General features: G+C 58.1%; 12 protein-coding genes, 1 tRNA gene and 1 pseudogene. All 14 read left to right on the top strand.

Annotated features, from left to right (window positions below; all coding sequences use genetic code 11):
• Positions 1-135 (top strand): annotated as a pseudogene (locus J7573_RS25115) (elongation factor Tu); the annotation flags it as partial.
• 54 nt (positions 136-189) lie between these two features.
• Positions 190-265 (top strand) — tRNA-Trp (locus J7573_RS25110).
• Positions 266-309: 44 nt separating this feature from the next.
• Positions 310-678, top strand: coding sequence for a preprotein translocase subunit SecE (gene secE, locus J7573_RS25105; protein ID WP_008089117.1), 369 nt, complete (start codon positions 310-312; stop codon positions 676-678).
• Between the two features lie 9 nt (positions 679-687).
• On the top strand, positions 688-1,221 hold the full coding sequence (gene nusG, locus J7573_RS25100) for a transcription termination/antitermination protein NusG (RefSeq protein ID WP_003255501.1): 534 nt from the start codon (positions 688-690) through the stop codon (positions 1,219-1,221).
• Positions 1,222-1,340: 119 nt separating this feature from the next.
• Complete coding sequence (gene rplK / locus J7573_RS25095; RefSeq protein WP_144170320.1) at positions 1,341-1,772, top strand: 50S ribosomal protein L11; 432 nt, start codon at positions 1,341-1,343, stop codon at positions 1,770-1,772.
• Positions 1,772-2,467, top strand: a complete 696-nt coding sequence (gene rplA, locus J7573_RS25090) for a 50S ribosomal protein L1 (RefSeq protein WP_027919361.1) — start codon at positions 1,772-1,774, stop codon at positions 2,465-2,467. Before rplK ends, rplA begins: the two co-directional genes overlap by 1 nt.
• A 198-nt stretch (positions 2,468-2,665) precedes the next feature.
• The gene (gene rplJ, locus J7573_RS25085; protein WP_294341161.1) at positions 2,666-3,166 is read left to right on the top strand and encodes a 50S ribosomal protein L10; all 501 of its coding nucleotides are present in this window, start codon (positions 2,666-2,668) and stop codon (positions 3,164-3,166) included.
• A 78-nt stretch (positions 3,167-3,244) separates the two neighbouring features.
• Positions 3,245-3,610 (top strand): 50S ribosomal protein L7/L12, encoded by a 366-nt coding sequence (rplL, locus tag J7573_RS25080; RefSeq protein ID WP_003255496.1) that lies wholly within the window; start codon positions 3,245-3,247, stop codon positions 3,608-3,610.
• Between the two features lie 219 nt (positions 3,611-3,829).
• Entirely contained in the window at positions 3,830-7,903 is a 4,074-nt protein-coding gene (gene rpoB, locus J7573_RS25075; RefSeq protein WP_294341157.1) for a DNA-directed RNA polymerase subunit beta, read from the top strand.
• A 64-nt stretch (positions 7,904-7,967) separates the two neighbouring features.
• Positions 7,968-12,167 carry a DNA-directed RNA polymerase subunit beta' gene (gene rpoC / locus J7573_RS25070; protein ID WP_085673184.1) on the top strand — a complete coding sequence of 1,400 codons (4,200 nt, stop codon included), beginning with the start codon at positions 7,968-7,970 and terminating at the stop codon, positions 12,165-12,167.
• Positions 12,168-12,378: 211 nt separating this feature from the next.
• A complete protein-coding gene (gene rpsL / locus J7573_RS25065; protein WP_003255492.1) occupies positions 12,379-12,750 on the top strand; it encodes a 30S ribosomal protein S12 in 372 nt (123 codons plus the stop codon).
• A gap of 106 nt (positions 12,751-12,856) precedes the next feature.
• Positions 12,857-13,327, top strand: a complete 471-nt coding sequence (rpsG, locus tag J7573_RS25060) for a 30S ribosomal protein S7 (RefSeq protein WP_003246741.1) — start codon at positions 12,857-12,859, stop codon at positions 13,325-13,327.
• Positions 13,328-13,357: 30 nt separating this feature from the next.
• The gene (gene fusA / locus J7573_RS25055) at positions 13,358-15,505 is read left to right on the top strand and encodes an elongation factor G (protein ID WP_159408681.1); all 2,148 of its coding nucleotides are present in this window, start codon (positions 13,358-13,360) and stop codon (positions 15,503-15,505) included.
• A 31-nt stretch (positions 15,506-15,536) separates the two neighbouring features.
• A partial coding sequence (locus J7573_RS25050; protein ID WP_253250581.1) for a GTP-binding protein occupies positions 15,537-15,802 on the top strand: 266 nt, incomplete at its 3' end.

Here is a 15,802-nt window from a genome sequence, read left to right as displayed (position 1 = left end):
GTAATGCCAGGTGACAACATTCAGATGACTGTTACCCTGATCAAGACCATCGCAATGGAAGACGGTCTGCGCTTCGCTATCCGTGAAGGCGGTCGTACCGTCGGCGCCGGCGTCGTAGCAAAAATTATTGAATAAGTAGTTGATTTTCCTAATCGGGCCGGTATAATGGCCGGCCTGATACAGCGTTACAGGTCAGTAGCTCAATTGGCAGAGCGACGGTCTCCAAAACCGTAGGTTGGGGGTTCGATTCCCTCCTGACCTGCCATTTCACCTCGGTGTGATGGCTTTCTTCTTACAGGATCCTCCTCGATGACCCCCAAAACTGAAGCCCAAGAATCGCGTTTTGATCTGTTCAAGTGGCTGGCTGTAGTGGCTTTGGTGGTTGTTGGTGTTGTGGGTAATCAATATTACTCCGCCTCTCCGATCCTGTATCGCGTCCTTGCACTTCTCGCCCTGGCTGCTGTCGCAGGCTTTGTAGCTCTGCAGACTGCGAAGGGTAAGTCGTTCTTTGCGCTGGCGAAGGAAGCTCGTACCGAGATCCGTAAAGTCGTGTGGCCGACCCGCCAGGAAACCACCCAGACCACGCTGATTGTCGTGGCTGTCGTGCTGGTTATGGCACTGCTGCTGTGGGGTCTTGATTCCCTGCTCGGCTGGGCGGTCTCCCTGATCGTTGGCTAAAGGTGTCCCGTGGCTAAGCGTTGGTATGTTGTGCATGCTTACTCGGGTTACGAGAAGCATGTAATGCGCTCCCTGATCGAGCGCGTGAAGCTGGCTGGCATGGAAGACGGTTTCGGCGAGATCCTGGTCCCGACCGAAGAAGTCGTTGAAATGCGCAACGGCCAGAAGCGCAAGAGTGAGCGCAAATTCTTCCCTGGCTATGTACTGGTCCAGATGGAGATGAACGAAGGGACTTGGCACTTGGTCAAGGATACCCCTCGTGTGATGGGCTTTATCGGCGGCACTGCAGACAAGCCTGCGCCGATTACCGATAAAGAAGCTGAGGCTATCCTGCGTCGCGTTGCCGACGGCAGTGACAAGCCGAAGCCGAAGACGCTGTTCGAACCGGGTGAAGTGGTTCGAGTCATTGATGGTCCGTTCGCTGACTTCAATGGTAGTGTCGAAGAGGTTAACTACGAGAAGAGCCGTCTGCAGGTTGCAGTGCTCATTTTCGGTCGCTCTACTCCGGTGGAGCTCGAGTTCAGCCAGGTCGAAAAGGTCTAGGCGGACAAAGCATCCCATACCCCGCAGCCCTGTGTGCTGCGGGGTTTTGTCGTCACTGGGATAAAACGCAAGTCATCCGGGGAGCCATCAGGCGTTCGTACCCGATTTTGGAGTAGCTCATGGCTAAGAAGATTCAGGCTTACATCAAGCTGCAAGTTAAGGCCGGCCAGGCCAACCCAAGCCCACCCGTCGGTCCAGCACTGGGCCAACACGGTGTGAACATCATGGAGTTCTGCAAGGCCTTCAACGCCCGTACTCAGGGTCAAGAAGCCGGTCTGCCGACTCCAGTGATCATCACTGTCTACAGCGACCGTAGCTTCACCTTCGAGACCAAGAGCACCCCTGCCTCGGTTCTGCTGAAGAAAGCTGCTGGCCTGGCCAGTGGTTCGGCTCGCCCGAACACCGTTAAAGTCGGTACCGTTACCCGTGCTCAGCTGGAAGATATCGCCAAAGCTAAACAGGCTGATCTGACCGCCGCTGACCTGGACGCAGCTGTACGCACCATCGCTGGCTCTGCCCGCAGCATGGGCCTGAACGTGGAGGGTGTGTAATGGCTAAGCTGACCAAGCGCCAAAAGGCAATCGCCGAGAAAATCGAAGCAGGCAAGGCCTACAACTTCGAAGAAGCCGCAACCCTGCTCGCTTCGCTGCCGGCTGCCAAATTCGTAGAATCCTACGACATCGCCGTTAACCTCGGTGTTGACCCGCGTAAATCCGACCAGGTCGTTCGTAGCGCTACCGTGCTGCCACACGGCACTGGCAAGACCGTACGTGTTGCCGTCTTCACCCAGGGTCCAGCTGCTGAAGCCGCTCTGGCTGCCGGCGCTGACCGCGTAGGTATGGACGATCTGGCTGCCGAAATGAAAGGCGGCGACCTGAACTATGACGTCGTCATCGCATCGCCTGATGCCATGCGCGTTGTAGGTCAGCTGGGTCAGGTTCTGGGTCCTCGCGGCCTGATGCCTAACCCGAAAGTTGGTACCGTGACTCCAGACGTAGCCGGCGCTGTCAAAAACGCCAAGGCTGGTCAGGTTCGCTACCGTACCGACAAAAACGGTATCATCCACACTTCCGTTGGCAAAATCGGCTTCGAAGCTGACAAGCTGAAGGAAAACGTTGAAGCCCTGATCGCTGACCTGAAGCGTATCAAGCCGGCCTCTTCGAAAGGTATCTACGTCAAGCGCGTTACCCTGAGCACCACCATGGGCCCAGGTCTGATCATCGATCAGAGCTCGCTGAACGTGTAAGAACATGGTGGCGCGACCTGTCGCGCCACCCGCAAAAATTGGGGTCCCTGCCTGGCGGGGGCTATCCAAGACCGTAGGCGGCGCAAGCCTTAAAACACCAGCCCACGCAGATGGTGCTCCCGATTCGTTTACCGAATCAGACACCAAAACGACATCCGGCTTCGGCCAGATGAAACGGTAAAAACCAGGAGTAAACCCGTGGCAATTAAACTCGAAGACAAGAAGGCCATCGTCGCTGAAGTCAACGAGGCTGCCAAAGTCGCTCTGTCCGCTGTCGTGGCCGATGCCCGTGGTGTGACTGTAAGCGCAATGACCGGACTCCGTAAAGAGGCCCGCGAAGCTGGCGTATACGTACGTGTCGTACGTAACACCCTGCTCAAGCGCGCTGTTGAAGGCACCGAATTCTCGATCCTCAACGACGCGTTCAAAGGCCCGACCCTGATTGCTTTCTCCAACGAACACCCGGGCGCTGCTGCTCGTCTGTTCAAAGAGTTCGCCAAGGGTCAGGACAAGTTCGAGATCAAGGCAGCCGCATTTGACGGCAATCTGATTGCAGCGAACCAGATCGACGTGTTGGCTTCTCTGCCGACCCGCGACGAAGCTATTGCGAAACTGATGAGCGTGATCCAAGGCGCTACCAGCAAGCTGGCTCGTACTCTGGCAGCCATTCGCGACCAGAAAGAAGCTACCGCTGCCTAAGGCACGCGAAACTCTTTCAAAATCATACGTTTAATTTGATGGCTGCGTAGGCTGTCACCCCAATACAGGATTTAAGTCATGTCTCTGACTAACGAACAAATCATCGAAGCAATCGGCCAGAAAACCGTTCTGGAAGTTGTTGAGCTGATCAAAGCTATGGAAGAAACCTTCGGCGTTACCGCTGCTGTTGCCGCTGCCGGCCCAGCTGCTGCTGCTGCCGTTGTTGAAGAGCAGACCGAGTTCAACGTTGTTCTGGTTGAAGCCGGCGACAAGAAAGTGAACGTGATCAAAGCCGTTCGCGAACTGACCGGTCTGGGCCTGAAAGAAGCCAAAGAGAAAGTCGACGGCGCTCCTCAGGTTGTAGCTGAAGGCGTTTCGAAAGAAGCCGCTGAAGACGCTAAGAAGAAGCTGGAAGAAGCAGGCGCTAAAGTCGAGCTGAAGTAATTTCGACTTTGCGATGCCAGCCTGAGCGTTGAGCGAAAGGCTGATGGCTGGTGGCTTATGCCACCGGCCTTTTTCCGTTATTGGTGGCTGGTCAATCCGGCCCCGATAACACGCTGCAAGACACCCATGTGGGTGCGCAAACCAAGGGGTTTGCACGATTTTCTGGCTGCTCCCGCCGGGAGAAGCCAAACAAGCAGGTGACCAAGCTGGGGAACGCTGATGGCTTACTCATACACTGAGAAAAAACGTATCCGCAAGGACTTTAGCAAGTTGCCGGACGTCATGGATGTGCCATATCTTCTGGCCATCCAGCTGGATTCGTATCGCGAATTCCTGCAAGCGGGAGCATCCAAGGATCAGTTCCGTGACGTCGGCCTGCACGCGGCCTTCAAGTCGGTATTCCCGATCATCAGCTACTCCGGCAATGCTGCCCTGGAGTACGTAGGCTACCGCCTGGGCGATCCCGCCTTCGATGTGAAGGAATGTGTCCTGCGTGGCGTGACCTTCGCGGTCCCACTGCGGGTCAAGGTGCGCCTGATCATCTTCGACAAGGAATCGTCGAACAAAGCGATCAAGGACATCAAAGAGCAAGAAGTCTACATGGGTGAAATCCCCCTGATGACTGAGAACGGTACCTTCGTTATCAACGGTACCGAACGAGTAATCGTTTCCCAGCTGCACCGTTCGCCTGGTGTGTTCTTCGACCACGACCGTGGCAAGACGCACAGCTCCGGCAAGCTGCTGTACTCCGCTCGCATCATCCCTTACCGCGGTTCGTGGCTGGACTTCGAGTTCGACCCGAAAGACTGCGTGTTCGTGCGTATCGACCGTCGCCGCAAACTGCCGGCCTCGGTGCTGCTGCGCGCGCTGGGTTACAGCACGGAAGAAGTGCTCAACACCTTCTACACCACTAACGTATTCCATATTTCCGGCGAGAAACTCAGCCTGGAACTGGTACCTCAGCGTCTGCGTGGTGAAGTCGCGGTCATGGACATCCATGACGGCGCTGGCAAGGTCATTGTCGAGCAGGGCCGCCGCATCACTGCGCGCCACGTCAATCAGCTCGAGAAGGCCGGTGTCAACCAGCTGGACGTGCCGATGGAATACGTCCTGGGTCGCACCACCGCCAAGGCCATCGTTCACCCGGCCACTGGCGAGATCCTGGCCGAGTGCAACACCGAGCTGACCACCGAGCTGCTGATCAAGATCGCCAAGGCTCAGGTTGTCCGCATCGAGACCCTGTACACCAACGACATCGACTGCGGTCCGTTCATCTCGGATACCCTCAAGATCGACACCACCAGCAACCAGCTGGAAGCCCTGGTCGAGATCTACCGCATGATGCGTCCAGGCGAGCCGCCGACCAAGGATGCTGCCGAGACCCTGTTCAACAACCTGTTCTTCAGCGCCGAGCGTTACGACCTGTCCGCAGTTGGCCGCATGAAGTTCAACCGTCGTATCGGTCGTACCGAGATCGAAGGTTCGGGCGTGCTGAGCAAGGAAGATATCGTCGAGGTTCTGAAGACCCTGGTCGATATCCGTAACGGCAAAGGCATCGTCGACGACATCGACCACCTGGGTAACCGTCGCGTTCGTTGCGTCGGTGAGATGGCCGAGAACCAGTTCCGCGTTGGCCTGGTACGTGTTGAGCGTGCGGTCAAGGAACGTCTGTCGATGGCCGAAAGCGAAGGCCTGATGCCGCAAGACCTGATCAACGCCAAGCCGGTAGCGGCGGCGGTGAAGGAGTTCTTCGGTTCCAGCCAGCTCTCGCAGTTCATGGACCAGAACAACCCGCTCTCCGAGATCACCCACAAGCGCCGTGTTTCTGCACTCGGCCCTGGCGGTCTGACCCGTGAGCGTGCTGGCTTCGAAGTCCGTGACGTACACCCGACCCACTACGGCCGCGTGTGCCCGATCGAGACCCCTGAAGGTCCGAACATCGGTCTGATCAACTCCCTGGCAGCCTATGCCCGCACCAACCAGTATGGCTTCCTGGAAAGCCCGTACCGCGTGGTGAAGGAAGGCGTGGTCAGCGACGACATCGTGTTCCTGTCGGCCATCGAAGAAGCGGATCACGTGATCGCCCAGGCTTCGGCCGCGATGAACGAGAAGAAGCAGCTGATCGATGAGCTGGTTGCCGTTCGTCACCTGAACGAATTCACCGTCAAGGCGCCGGAAGACGTCACCCTGATGGACGTTTCGCCGAAGCAGGTTGTTTCTGTTGCTGCGTCGCTGATTCCGTTCCTCGAGCACGACGACGCCAACCGTGCGTTGATGGGTTCGAACATGCAGCGCCAGGCTGTACCAACCCTGCGAGCCGACAAGCCGCTGGTAGGTACCGGCATGGAGCGCAACGTTGCCCGTGACTCCGGTGTCTGCGTGGTTGCTCGTCGCGGTGGTGTGATCGACTCGGTCGACGCCAGCCGTATCGTCGTTCGCGTCAATGACGACGAAGTCGAGACCGGCGAAGCCGGTGTGGATATCTACAACCTGACCAAGTACACCCGTTCGAACCAGAACACCTGCATCAACCAGCGTCCGCTGGTCAGCAAGGGTGACAAGGTTCAGCGCAGCGACATCATGGCCGACGGCCCGTCCACCGACATGGGTGAACTGGCACTGGGTCAGAACATGCGCATCGCGTTCATGGCGTGGAACGGCTTCAACTTCGAAGACTCCATCTGCCTGTCCGAGCGTGTGGTTCAGGAAGACCGCTTCACCACCATCCACATCCAGGAACTGACCTGTGTGGCGCGTGACACCAAGCTTGGCCCAGAGGAAATCACTGCGGACATCCCGAACGTGGGTGAAGCCGCTCTGAACAAGCTGGACGAAGCCGGTATCGTCTACGTAGGTGCCGAAGTCGGCGCTGGCGACATCCTGGTCGGCAAGGTCACGCCAAAAGGCGAAACCCAGCTGACTCCGGAAGAAAAACTGCTGCGCGCAATCTTCGGTGAGAAGGCCAGCGACGTTAAGGACACCTCCCTGCGCGTGCCGACCGGCACCAAGGGTACCGTCATCGACGTACAGGTCTTCACCCGTGATGGCGTCGAGCGCGACAGCCGCGCCCTGTCCATCGAGAAGATGCAGCTGGACGAGATCCGCAAGGACCTCAACGAAGAGTTCCGCATCGTCGAAGGTGCAACCTTCGAGCGTCTGCGTGCTGCCCTGAACGGCCAGGTGGTCGACGGTGGCGCGGGCCTGAAGAAAGGCACCGTGATCACTGACGAAGTGCTGGACGGTCTGGAGCACGGCCAGTGGTTCAAACTGCGCATGGCCGAAGATGCACTGAACGAGCAGTTGGAAAAGGCTCAACAGTACATCGTCGACCGTCGCCGTCTGCTGGACGACAAGTTCGAAGACAAGAAGCGCAAGCTGCAGCAGGGCGATGACCTGGCTCCAGGCGTACTGAAGATCGTCAAGGTCTACCTGGCAATCCGCCGTCGCATCCAGCCGGGTGACAAGATGGCCGGTCGTCACGGTAACAAGGGTGTCGTCTCGGTAATCATGCCGGTAGAAGACATGCCGCACGACGCCAACGGTACTCCGGTCGACGTCGTACTGAACCCGCTGGGCGTACCTTCGCGTATGAACGTCGGTCAGATCCTTGAAACCCACCTGGGCCTCGCGGCCAAAGGTCTGGGCGAGAAGATCGACCGCATGATCGAAGAGCAGCGTAAAGCCGCTGAACTGCGCACCTTCCTCACCGAGATCTACAACGAGATCGGTGGTCGTCAGGAGAACCTGGAAGAGTTCACCGACGAAGAGATCATCGCCCTGGCGAACAACCTGAAGAAAGGCGTGCCGATGGCCACCCCAGTCTTCGACGGTGCCAAGGAACGTGAGATCAAGGCCATGCTGAAACTGGCAGACCTGCCAGAAAGCGGCCAGATGGTGCTGTTCGACGGCCGTACCGGCAACAAGTTCGAGCGTCCTGTGACCGTTGGTTACATGTACATGCTCAAGCTGAACCACTTGGTGGACGACAAGATGCACGCGCGTTCCACTGGTTCCTACAGCCTGGTTACCCAGCAGCCGCTGGGTGGTAAGGCGCAGTTCGGTGGTCAGCGTTTCGGGGAGATGGAAGTGTGGGCGCTGGAAGCATACGGCGCGGCATACACCCTGCAAGAAATGCTCACAGTGAAGTCGGACGACGTGAACGGCCGTACCAAGATGTACAAGAACATCGTGGATGGCGATCACCGTATGGAGCCGGGCATGCCCGAGTCCTTCAACGTGTTGATCAAAGAGATCCGTTCGCTCGGTATCGATATCGATCTGGAAACCGAATAACACGTGACGCGAAGGGGAGTGGGGCAGGTAATGCCCGCTCCCTGCTCCGCCAGGAGGAAAGGCCTTGAAAGACCTACTGAATTTGCTGAAAAACCAGGGTCAAGTCGAAGAGTTCGACGCCATCCGCATCGGTCTGGCGTCGCCTGAAATGATCCGTTCGTGGTCGTTCGGTGAAGTTAAGAAGCCGGAAACCATCAACTACCGTACGTTCAAGCCTGAGCGTGACGGCCTGTTCTGCGCCAAGATCTTTGGCCCAGTCAAGGACTACGAGTGCCTGTGCGGCAAGTACAAGCGCCTCAAGCACCGCGGCGTGATCTGCGAGAAGTGCGGCGTTGAAGTTGCCCTGGCCAAGGTTCGTCGTGAGCGCATGGCGCACATCGAACTGGCCTCGCCGGTTGCCCACATCTGGTTCCTGAAGTCGCTGCCGTCCCGTATCGGCCTGCTGATGGACATGACCCTGCGTGACATCGAGCGCGTGCTCTACTTCGAGAGCTACGTCGTGATCGACCCGGGCATGACCACCCTCGAGAAGGGTCAGCTGCTGAACGACGAACAGTACTTCGAAGCGCTTGAAGAGTTCGGTGACGACTTCGACGCCCGCATGGGTGCCGAGGCTGTCCGCGAGCTGCTGCACGCGATCGACCTGGAGCACGAGATCGGCCGCCTGCGCGAAGAGATTCCGCAGACCAACTCGGAAACCAAGATCAAGAAGCTGTCCAAGCGCCTGAAGCTGATGGAAGCTTTCCAGGGCTCGGGCAACCTGCCTGAGTGGATGGTCCTGACCGTCCTGCCAGTGCTGCCGCCGGACCTGCGTCCGCTGGTACCGCTGGATGGCGGCCGCTTCGCGACCTCCGACCTGAACGACCTGTATCGTCGGGTGATCAACCGTAACAACCGTCTGAAGCGCCTGCTCGATCTGTCGGCGCCGGACATCATCGTGCGCAACGAAAAGCGCATGCTGCAGGAAGCGGTCGACGCCCTGCTGGACAACGGCCGTCGCGGTCGCGCCATCACTGGCTCGAACAAGCGTCCGCTGAAGTCCCTGGCCGACATGATCAAAGGTAAGCAAGGTCGCTTCCGTCAGAACCTGCTCGGTAAGCGCGTGGACTACTCCGGTCGTTCGGTAATTACCGTAGGCCCGACCCTGCGTCTGCACCAGTGCGGTCTGCCGAAGAAGATGGCCCTCGAGCTGTTCAAGCCGTTCATTTTCGGCAAGCTGGAAATGCGTGGTCTGGCGACCACCATCAAGGCTGCCAAGAAGATGGTCGAGCGCGAGCTGCCAGAGGTGTGGGACGTGCTCGCCGAGGTGATCCGCGAACACCCCGTACTGCTCAACCGTGCACCGACCCTGCACCGTCTGGGTATCCAGGCCTTTGAGCCGGTTCTGATCGAAGGTAAGGCTATCCAGCTGCACCCGCTGGTCTGTGCCGCGTACAACGCCGACTTCGACGGTGACCAGATGGCCGTTCACGTGCCGCTGACGCTGGAAGCCCAGCTCGAAGCGCGCGCGCTGATGATGTCGACCAACAACATCCTGTCGCCAGCCAACGGTGAGCCAATCATCGTTCCGTCGCAGGACGTTGTACTGGGTCTGTACTACATGACCCGTGAAGCCATCAACGCCAAGGGCGAAGGTCGCGTATTCGCCGACCTGCAGGAAGTCGACCGCGTATTCCGCGCCGGCGAAGCTGCCCTGCACGCGAAAATCAAGGTTCGTATCAACGAAACCGTGAAAGAGCGTGACGGTTCGGTGGTCAAGAATACCCGCATCGTCGACACCACCGTCGGCCGTGCGCTGCTGTTCCAGGTTGTTCCGGCAGGCCTGCCGTACGACGTGGTCAACCAGCCGATGAAGAAGAAGGCGATCTCCAAGCTGATCAACCAGTGCTACCGCGTGGTTGGTCTGAAAGAGACCGTTATCTTCGCTGACCAGCTGATGTACACCGGTTTCGCTTACTCGACCATTTCCGGCGTTTCCATCGGTGTTAACGACTTCGTTATCCCGGACGAGAAAGCCCGCATCATCGGTAACGCTACCGACGAAGTGAAGGAAATCGAGAGCCAGTACGCCTCCGGCCTGGTAACCCAGGGCGAGAAGTACAACAAGGTCATCGACTTGTGGTCGAAGGCGAACGACGAAGTGTCCAAGGCGATGATGGCCAACCTCTCGAAAGAGAAGGTCATCGACCGCGACGGTAACGAAGTCGATCAAGAGTCCTTCAACTCGATGTACATGATGGCTGACTCGGGTGCGCGGGGTTCCGCAGCCCAGATCCGTCAGCTGGCCGGTATGCGTGGCCTGATGGCCAAGCCGGACGGCTCGATCATCGAGACGCCGATCACCGCGAACTTCCGTGAAGGTCTGAGCGTACTCCAGTACTTCATCTCGACCCACGGTGCTCGTAAGGGTCTGGCGGATACCGCACTGAAGACTGCGAACTCCGGTTACCTGACTCGCCGTCTGGTAGACGTTGCACAAGACTTGGTCGTGACCGAGATCGACTGCGGCACCGACCAGGGCCTGCTGATGACCCCGCACATCGAAGGCGGCGACGTTGTTGAGCCGCTGGGTGAGCGTGTACTGGGTCGTGTCATCGCCCGTGACGTGTTCAAGCCAGGCACCGAGGACGTCATCGTTCCGGCCGGTACCCTGGTCGACGAGCAGTGGGTCGAGTTCATCGAGCTGAACAGCATCGACGAAGTGATCGTGCGTTCGCCGATCAACTGCGAAACCCGCTTCGGTATCTGCGCCAAGTGCTACGGTCGTGACCTGGCTCGTGGTCACCAGGTGAACATCGGTGAAGCTGTCGGCGTTATCGCTGCACAGTCGATCGGTGAGCCGGGTACCCAGCTGACCATGCGTACGTTCCACATCGGTGGTGCTGCAAGCCGTACCTCGGCTGCCGACAGCGTCCAGGTGAAGAACGGCGGTATGGTTCGCCTGCACAACCTGAAACAGGTTGAGCGTGCCGACGGTAACCTGGTTGCCGTATCGCGTTCCGGCGAGCTGGCCATTGCCGACGAATTCGGTCGTGAGCGTGAGCGCTACAAGCTGCCTTACGGTGCGGTGATTTCGGTCAAGGAAGGTGACAAGGTCGAAGCTGGCGCAATCGTTGCCAAGTGGGACCCGCACACCCACCCGATCGTTACCGAACTGAAAGGTACCGTGACCTTCGTGGGCATGGAAGAAAACATCACCATCAAGCGTCAGACCGATGAACTGACCGGCTTGACCAACATTGAAGTACTGGACGTCAAGGATCGCCCTGCCGCAGGCAAGGAAATCCGTCCGGCAATCAAGATGGTCGATGCCGCTGGCAAGGACCTGTACCTGCCAGGTACCGACGTACCTGCACAGTACTTCCTGCCGGCCAACGCCCTCGTGGGTGTGGCTGACGGTGCCCAGATCGGTGTTGGTGACGTTATCGCGCGTATCCCGCAAGAAACGTCGAAGACCCGTGACATCACCGGTGGTCTGCCACGCGTTGCCGACCTGTTCGAAGCGCGCCGTCCGAAAGAAGCCTCGATTCTGGCTGAAGTCAGCGGCACCATCGCGTTCGGTAAAGAGACCAAGGGCAAGCGTCGTCTGGTCATCACTCCGACCGACGGTAGCGATCCGTACGAAGAGCTGATTCCGAAGTGGCGCCACCTGAACGTCTTCGAAGGCGAACAGGTAAACCGCGGCGAAGTTATCTCCGACGGCCCGAGCGATCCGCACGACATCCTGCGTCTGCTGGGTGTGAGCGCGCTGGCGAAGTACATCGTCAACGAGATCCAGGACGTTTACCGTCTGCAAGGCGTTAAGATCAACGACAAGCACATCGAGACCATCCTGCGTCAGATGCTGCGCAAGGTCGAGATCGCCGAGTCGGGTGACTCCAGCTTCATCAAGGGCGACCAGATGGAACTGACCCAGGTGCTGATGGAAAACGAGCGCCTGGCAGGGGAAGACAAGTTCATCTCCAAGTTCACCCGTGTGCTGCTGGGTATCACCAAGGCCTCGCTGTCGACCGAGTCGTTCATCTCCGCGGCTTCCTTCCAGGAAACCACCCGCGTACTGACCGAAGCGGCGGTAACCGGCAAGCGCGACTACCTGCGCGGCCTGAAAGAGAACGTGGTCGTGGGTCGTCTGATCCCGGCCGGTACTGGTCTGGCCTACCACAGCGAGCGCAAGCGCCGCCGTGATGCCGACAAACCGCTGCGTGTGAGCGCCAGTGAGGTGGAAGCCGCACTGACCGAAGCGCTGAACTCCAGCGGCAACTAAGTACAGGGCAGGGCCCCGGCAAGCCTCGAACGGCCATCGGTGACATGAAATGTTGCCGATGATCGGGCGAGGAGGGCCGGGGCCTCGTCTTGACTGGGTGCAAGATCCTCCGTAGACTTTTGTACCCTTAAATTTGGTGAGGCTCCGTCTCGCCAATTTTTGGCTTTCTTGCAAGACAATAGAGTCGCAAGACAATCAGTGGAGCTAGTAGATGGCAACTATCAACCAGCTGGTACGTCAGCCGCGCAAGCGTTCGGTCGAGAAGTCCGACGTTCCTGCGCTGCAGAACTGCCCGCAGCGTCGTGGCGTGTGCACCCGCGTGTACACCACCACGCCGAAAAAACCTAACTCGGCACTGCGTAAAGTATGCCGTGTGCGTCTGACCAACGGTTTCGAGGTTTCCTCGTACATCGGTGGTGAAGGCCACAACCTGCAAGAGCACAGCGTCGTCCTGATCCGTGGCGGCCGTGTAAAAGACTTGCCAGGTGTTCGTTACCACACCGTTCGCGGCTCTCTGGATACTTCGGGCGTTAAAGGCCGTAACCAGGGTCGTTCGAAATACGGTACCAAGCGTCCGAAGTAATCGGCCGTTTGCAGACATCCATTTTTTTGAGTCGATAAGAGTAAGGTCGGGCAGGGGTCGCAGACCCACGTCCCGGGCTAACCTGAAGACCGTTTGAGGGCTTATCATGCCAAGACGTCGTGTAGCAGCAAAACGTGAGATCCTTGACGATCCGAAGTACGGATCCCAGATCCTCGCCAAGTTCATGAACCACGTGATGGAAAGCGGCAAGAAGGCCGTAGCCGAGCGCATCGTTTACGGTGCCCTGGATACCGTCAAAGCACGCAAGAACAGCGACCCCCTGGAAATCTTCGAGAAAGCTCTCGACGCCATCGCTCCGCTGGTCGAAGTTAAGTCCCGCCGTGTAGGCGGTGCCACTTACCAGGTTCCGGTTGAAGTTCGTCCATCCCGTCGTAACGCTCTGGCAATGCGCTGGCTCGTAGACTACGCCCGCAAGCGCGGCGAGAAGTCGATGGCTCTGCGCCTGGCCGGCGAACTGCTGGATGCTGCCGAAGGCAAAGGTGCTGCAGTCAAGAAGCGTGAAGACGTGCACCGTATGGCTGAAGCCAACAAAGCGTTCTCGCACTACCGCTTCTAATTCAAGCATCAATTATTTTGCGAGGGCTTTATGGCTCGTACTACAGCAATTAACCGCTACCGTAACATCGGTATCTGTGCCCACGTTGACGCGGGCAAGACCACCACTACCGAGCGGATCCTGTTCTACACAGGTCTGAGCCACAAGATGGGCGAGGTGCATGATGGCGCCGCGACCACCGACTGGATGGTGCAGGAGCAGGAGCGCGGTATCACCATTACCTCCGCTGCCGTTACCACCTTCTGGAAAGGTTCCCGTGGTCAGTACGACAACTACCGCGTAAACGTCATCGATACCCCCGGCCACGTTGACTTCACCATTGAAGTAGAGCGTTCGCTGCGTGTACTCGACGGCGCGGTCGTTGTGTTCTGCGGTACTTCCGGCGTTGAGCCACAGTCCGAAACCGTATGGCGTCAAGCCAACAAGTACGGCGTTCCACGTGTTGTCTACGTGAACAAGATGGACCGTGCTGGTGCCAACTTCCTGCGCGTTATCGGTCAGATCAAAAACCGTCTGGGTCACACCCCGGTTCCGGTCCAGCTGGCTATCGGTGCGGAAGACGACTTCCAGGGTCAGGTTGACCTGATCAAGATGAAAGCCATCTACTGGAACGACGACGACAAAGGTACTACCTACCGCGAGGAAGAGATTCCTGCCGAGCTGGTGGACCTGGCCAACGAATGGCGCAGCAACATGGTCGAGGCTGCTGCCGAGGCCAACGAAGAGCTGATGAACAAGTACCTTGAAGAAGGTGACCTGTCCGTCGAAGACATCAAGGCTGGTCTGCGCGCCCGTACCCTGGCGAGCGAGATCGTTCCTGCTGTCTGCGGTTCCTCGTTCAAGAACAAGGGCGTTCCCCTGGTTCTCGACGCCGTCATTGACTTCCTGCCTGCGCCAACCGAGATCCCTGCGATCAAGGGTATCCACCCTGATCTGATCGACGTGCCGAAGGATGAAGTTACTGCAGAGCAGTACGACGAGCGTCCTGCTGACGACAACGAGCCGTTCTCGGCCCTGGCGTTCAAGATTGCCACCGACCCGTTCGTTGGTACTCTGACCTTCGTTCGCGTTTACTCGGGCTTCCTGACCTCCGGTGACTCCGTCATCAACTCGGTCAAGGGCAAAAAAGAGCGCGTTGGTCGTATGGTCCAGATGCACGCCAACCAGCGTGAAGAGATCAAGGAAGTACGTGCAGGCGACATCGCTGCTCTGATCGGCATGAAGGACGTCACCACCGGTGACACCCTGTGCAACGCCGACAAGCCGATCATCCTTGAGCGTATGGACTTCCCTGAGCCGGTGATTTCGCTCTCCGTAGAGCCGAAGACCAAGGCTGACCAGGAGAAGATGGGTATCGCACTGGGCAAGCTGGCCCAGGAAGACCCGTCGTTCCGCGTCAAGACCGACGAAGAAACCGGTCAGACCATCATCTCCGGTATGGGTGAGCTGCACCTGGACATCCTCGTTGACCGCATGAAGCGCGAGTTCAACGTCGAGTGCAACGTCGGCAAGCCGCAGGTTTCGTACCGCGAGAAGATCACCAAGTCCAACGTCGAGATCGAAGGCAAGTTCGTTCGTCAGTCGGGTGGTCGTGGTCAGTTCGGTCACTGCTGGATCCGCTTCTCGGAGCCAGACGTCGACGAGAAGGGCAACATCACCGAAGGTCTGGTGTTCACCAACGAAGTCGTTGGTGGTGTGATTCCTAAGGAATTCATCGCCCCGATCCAGAAGGGTATCGAAGAGCAGATGAAGAACGGCGTTGTTGCCGGCTATCCGCTGCTCGGCCTGAAGGCTACGGTATTCGACGGTTCGTACCACGACGTCGACTCCAACGAAATGGCGTTCAAGATCGCTGCTTCGATGGCGACCAAGCAACTGGCCCAGAAGGGCGGTGGCGTGGTGCTTGAGCCGATCATGAAGGTCGAAGTTGTAACCCCGGAAGATTACCTGGGTGACGTGATGGGTGACCTGAGCCGTCGTCGTGGGATGATCCAGGGTAACGAAGACTCGGTGTCCGGCAAGGTAATCACTGCTGAGGTACCGCTGGGAGAGATGTTCGGTTACGCAACCGACGTTCGTTCCATGTCTCAGGGTCGCGCAAGCTACTCCATGGAATTCTCGAAATACGCTGAAGCTCCGTCGAACATCGTCGAAGCTCTCATTAAAAAACAAGGCTGATTCAGCCCCTTTAGGCTAGGAGTTCACTGTCGTGGCTAAAGAAAAATTTGATCGTTCCCTTCCCCACGTTAACGTCGGCACCATCGGCCACGTTGACCATGGTAAGACCACTCTGACCGCAGCTCTGACTCGCGTCTGCTCCGAAGTTTTCGGTTCGGCCGTCGTTGAGTTCGACAAGATCGACTCGGCTCCAGAAGAAAAAGCGCGCGGTATCACCATCAACACCGCTCACGTCGAGTACAACTCGAACATTCGTCACTACGCTCACGTTGACTGCCCAGGTCACGCTGACTACGT

The sequence above is a fragment of the Pseudomonas sp. genome (genome assembly GCF_017744435.1).
Taxonomy (GTDB): Bacteria; Pseudomonadota; Gammaproteobacteria; order Pseudomonadales; family Pseudomonadaceae; genus Aquipseudomonas.
Note: the sequence above shows the minus strand (reverse complement) of the source record. Positions and strands in the feature narration are given on the sequence as shown.

Coding starts and splice junctions, on each gene's coding strand:
- secE (WP_008089117.1), top strand. CDS start 310: ATGACCCCCAAAACTGAAGCCCAAGAATCGCGTTTTGATCTGTTCAAG.
- rplK (WP_144170320.1), top strand. CDS start 1,341: ATGGCTAAGAAGATTCAGGCTTACATCAAGCTGCAAGTTAAGGCCGGC.
- rplA (WP_027919361.1), top strand. CDS start 1,772: ATGGCTAAGCTGACCAAGCGCCAAAAGGCAATCGCCGAGAAAATCGAA.
- rplL (WP_003255496.1), top strand. CDS start 3,245: ATGTCTCTGACTAACGAACAAATCATCGAAGCAATCGGCCAGAAAACC.
- rpoB (WP_294341157.1), top strand. CDS start 3,830: ATGGCTTACTCATACACTGAGAAAAAACGTATCCGCAAGGACTTTAGC.
- rpsL (WP_003255492.1), top strand. CDS start 12,379: ATGGCAACTATCAACCAGCTGGTACGTCAGCCGCGCAAGCGTTCGGTC.
- rpsG (WP_003246741.1), top strand. CDS start 12,857: ATGCCAAGACGTCGTGTAGCAGCAAAACGTGAGATCCTTGACGATCCG.
- fusA (WP_159408681.1), top strand. CDS start 13,358: ATGGCTCGTACTACAGCAATTAACCGCTACCGTAACATCGGTATCTGT.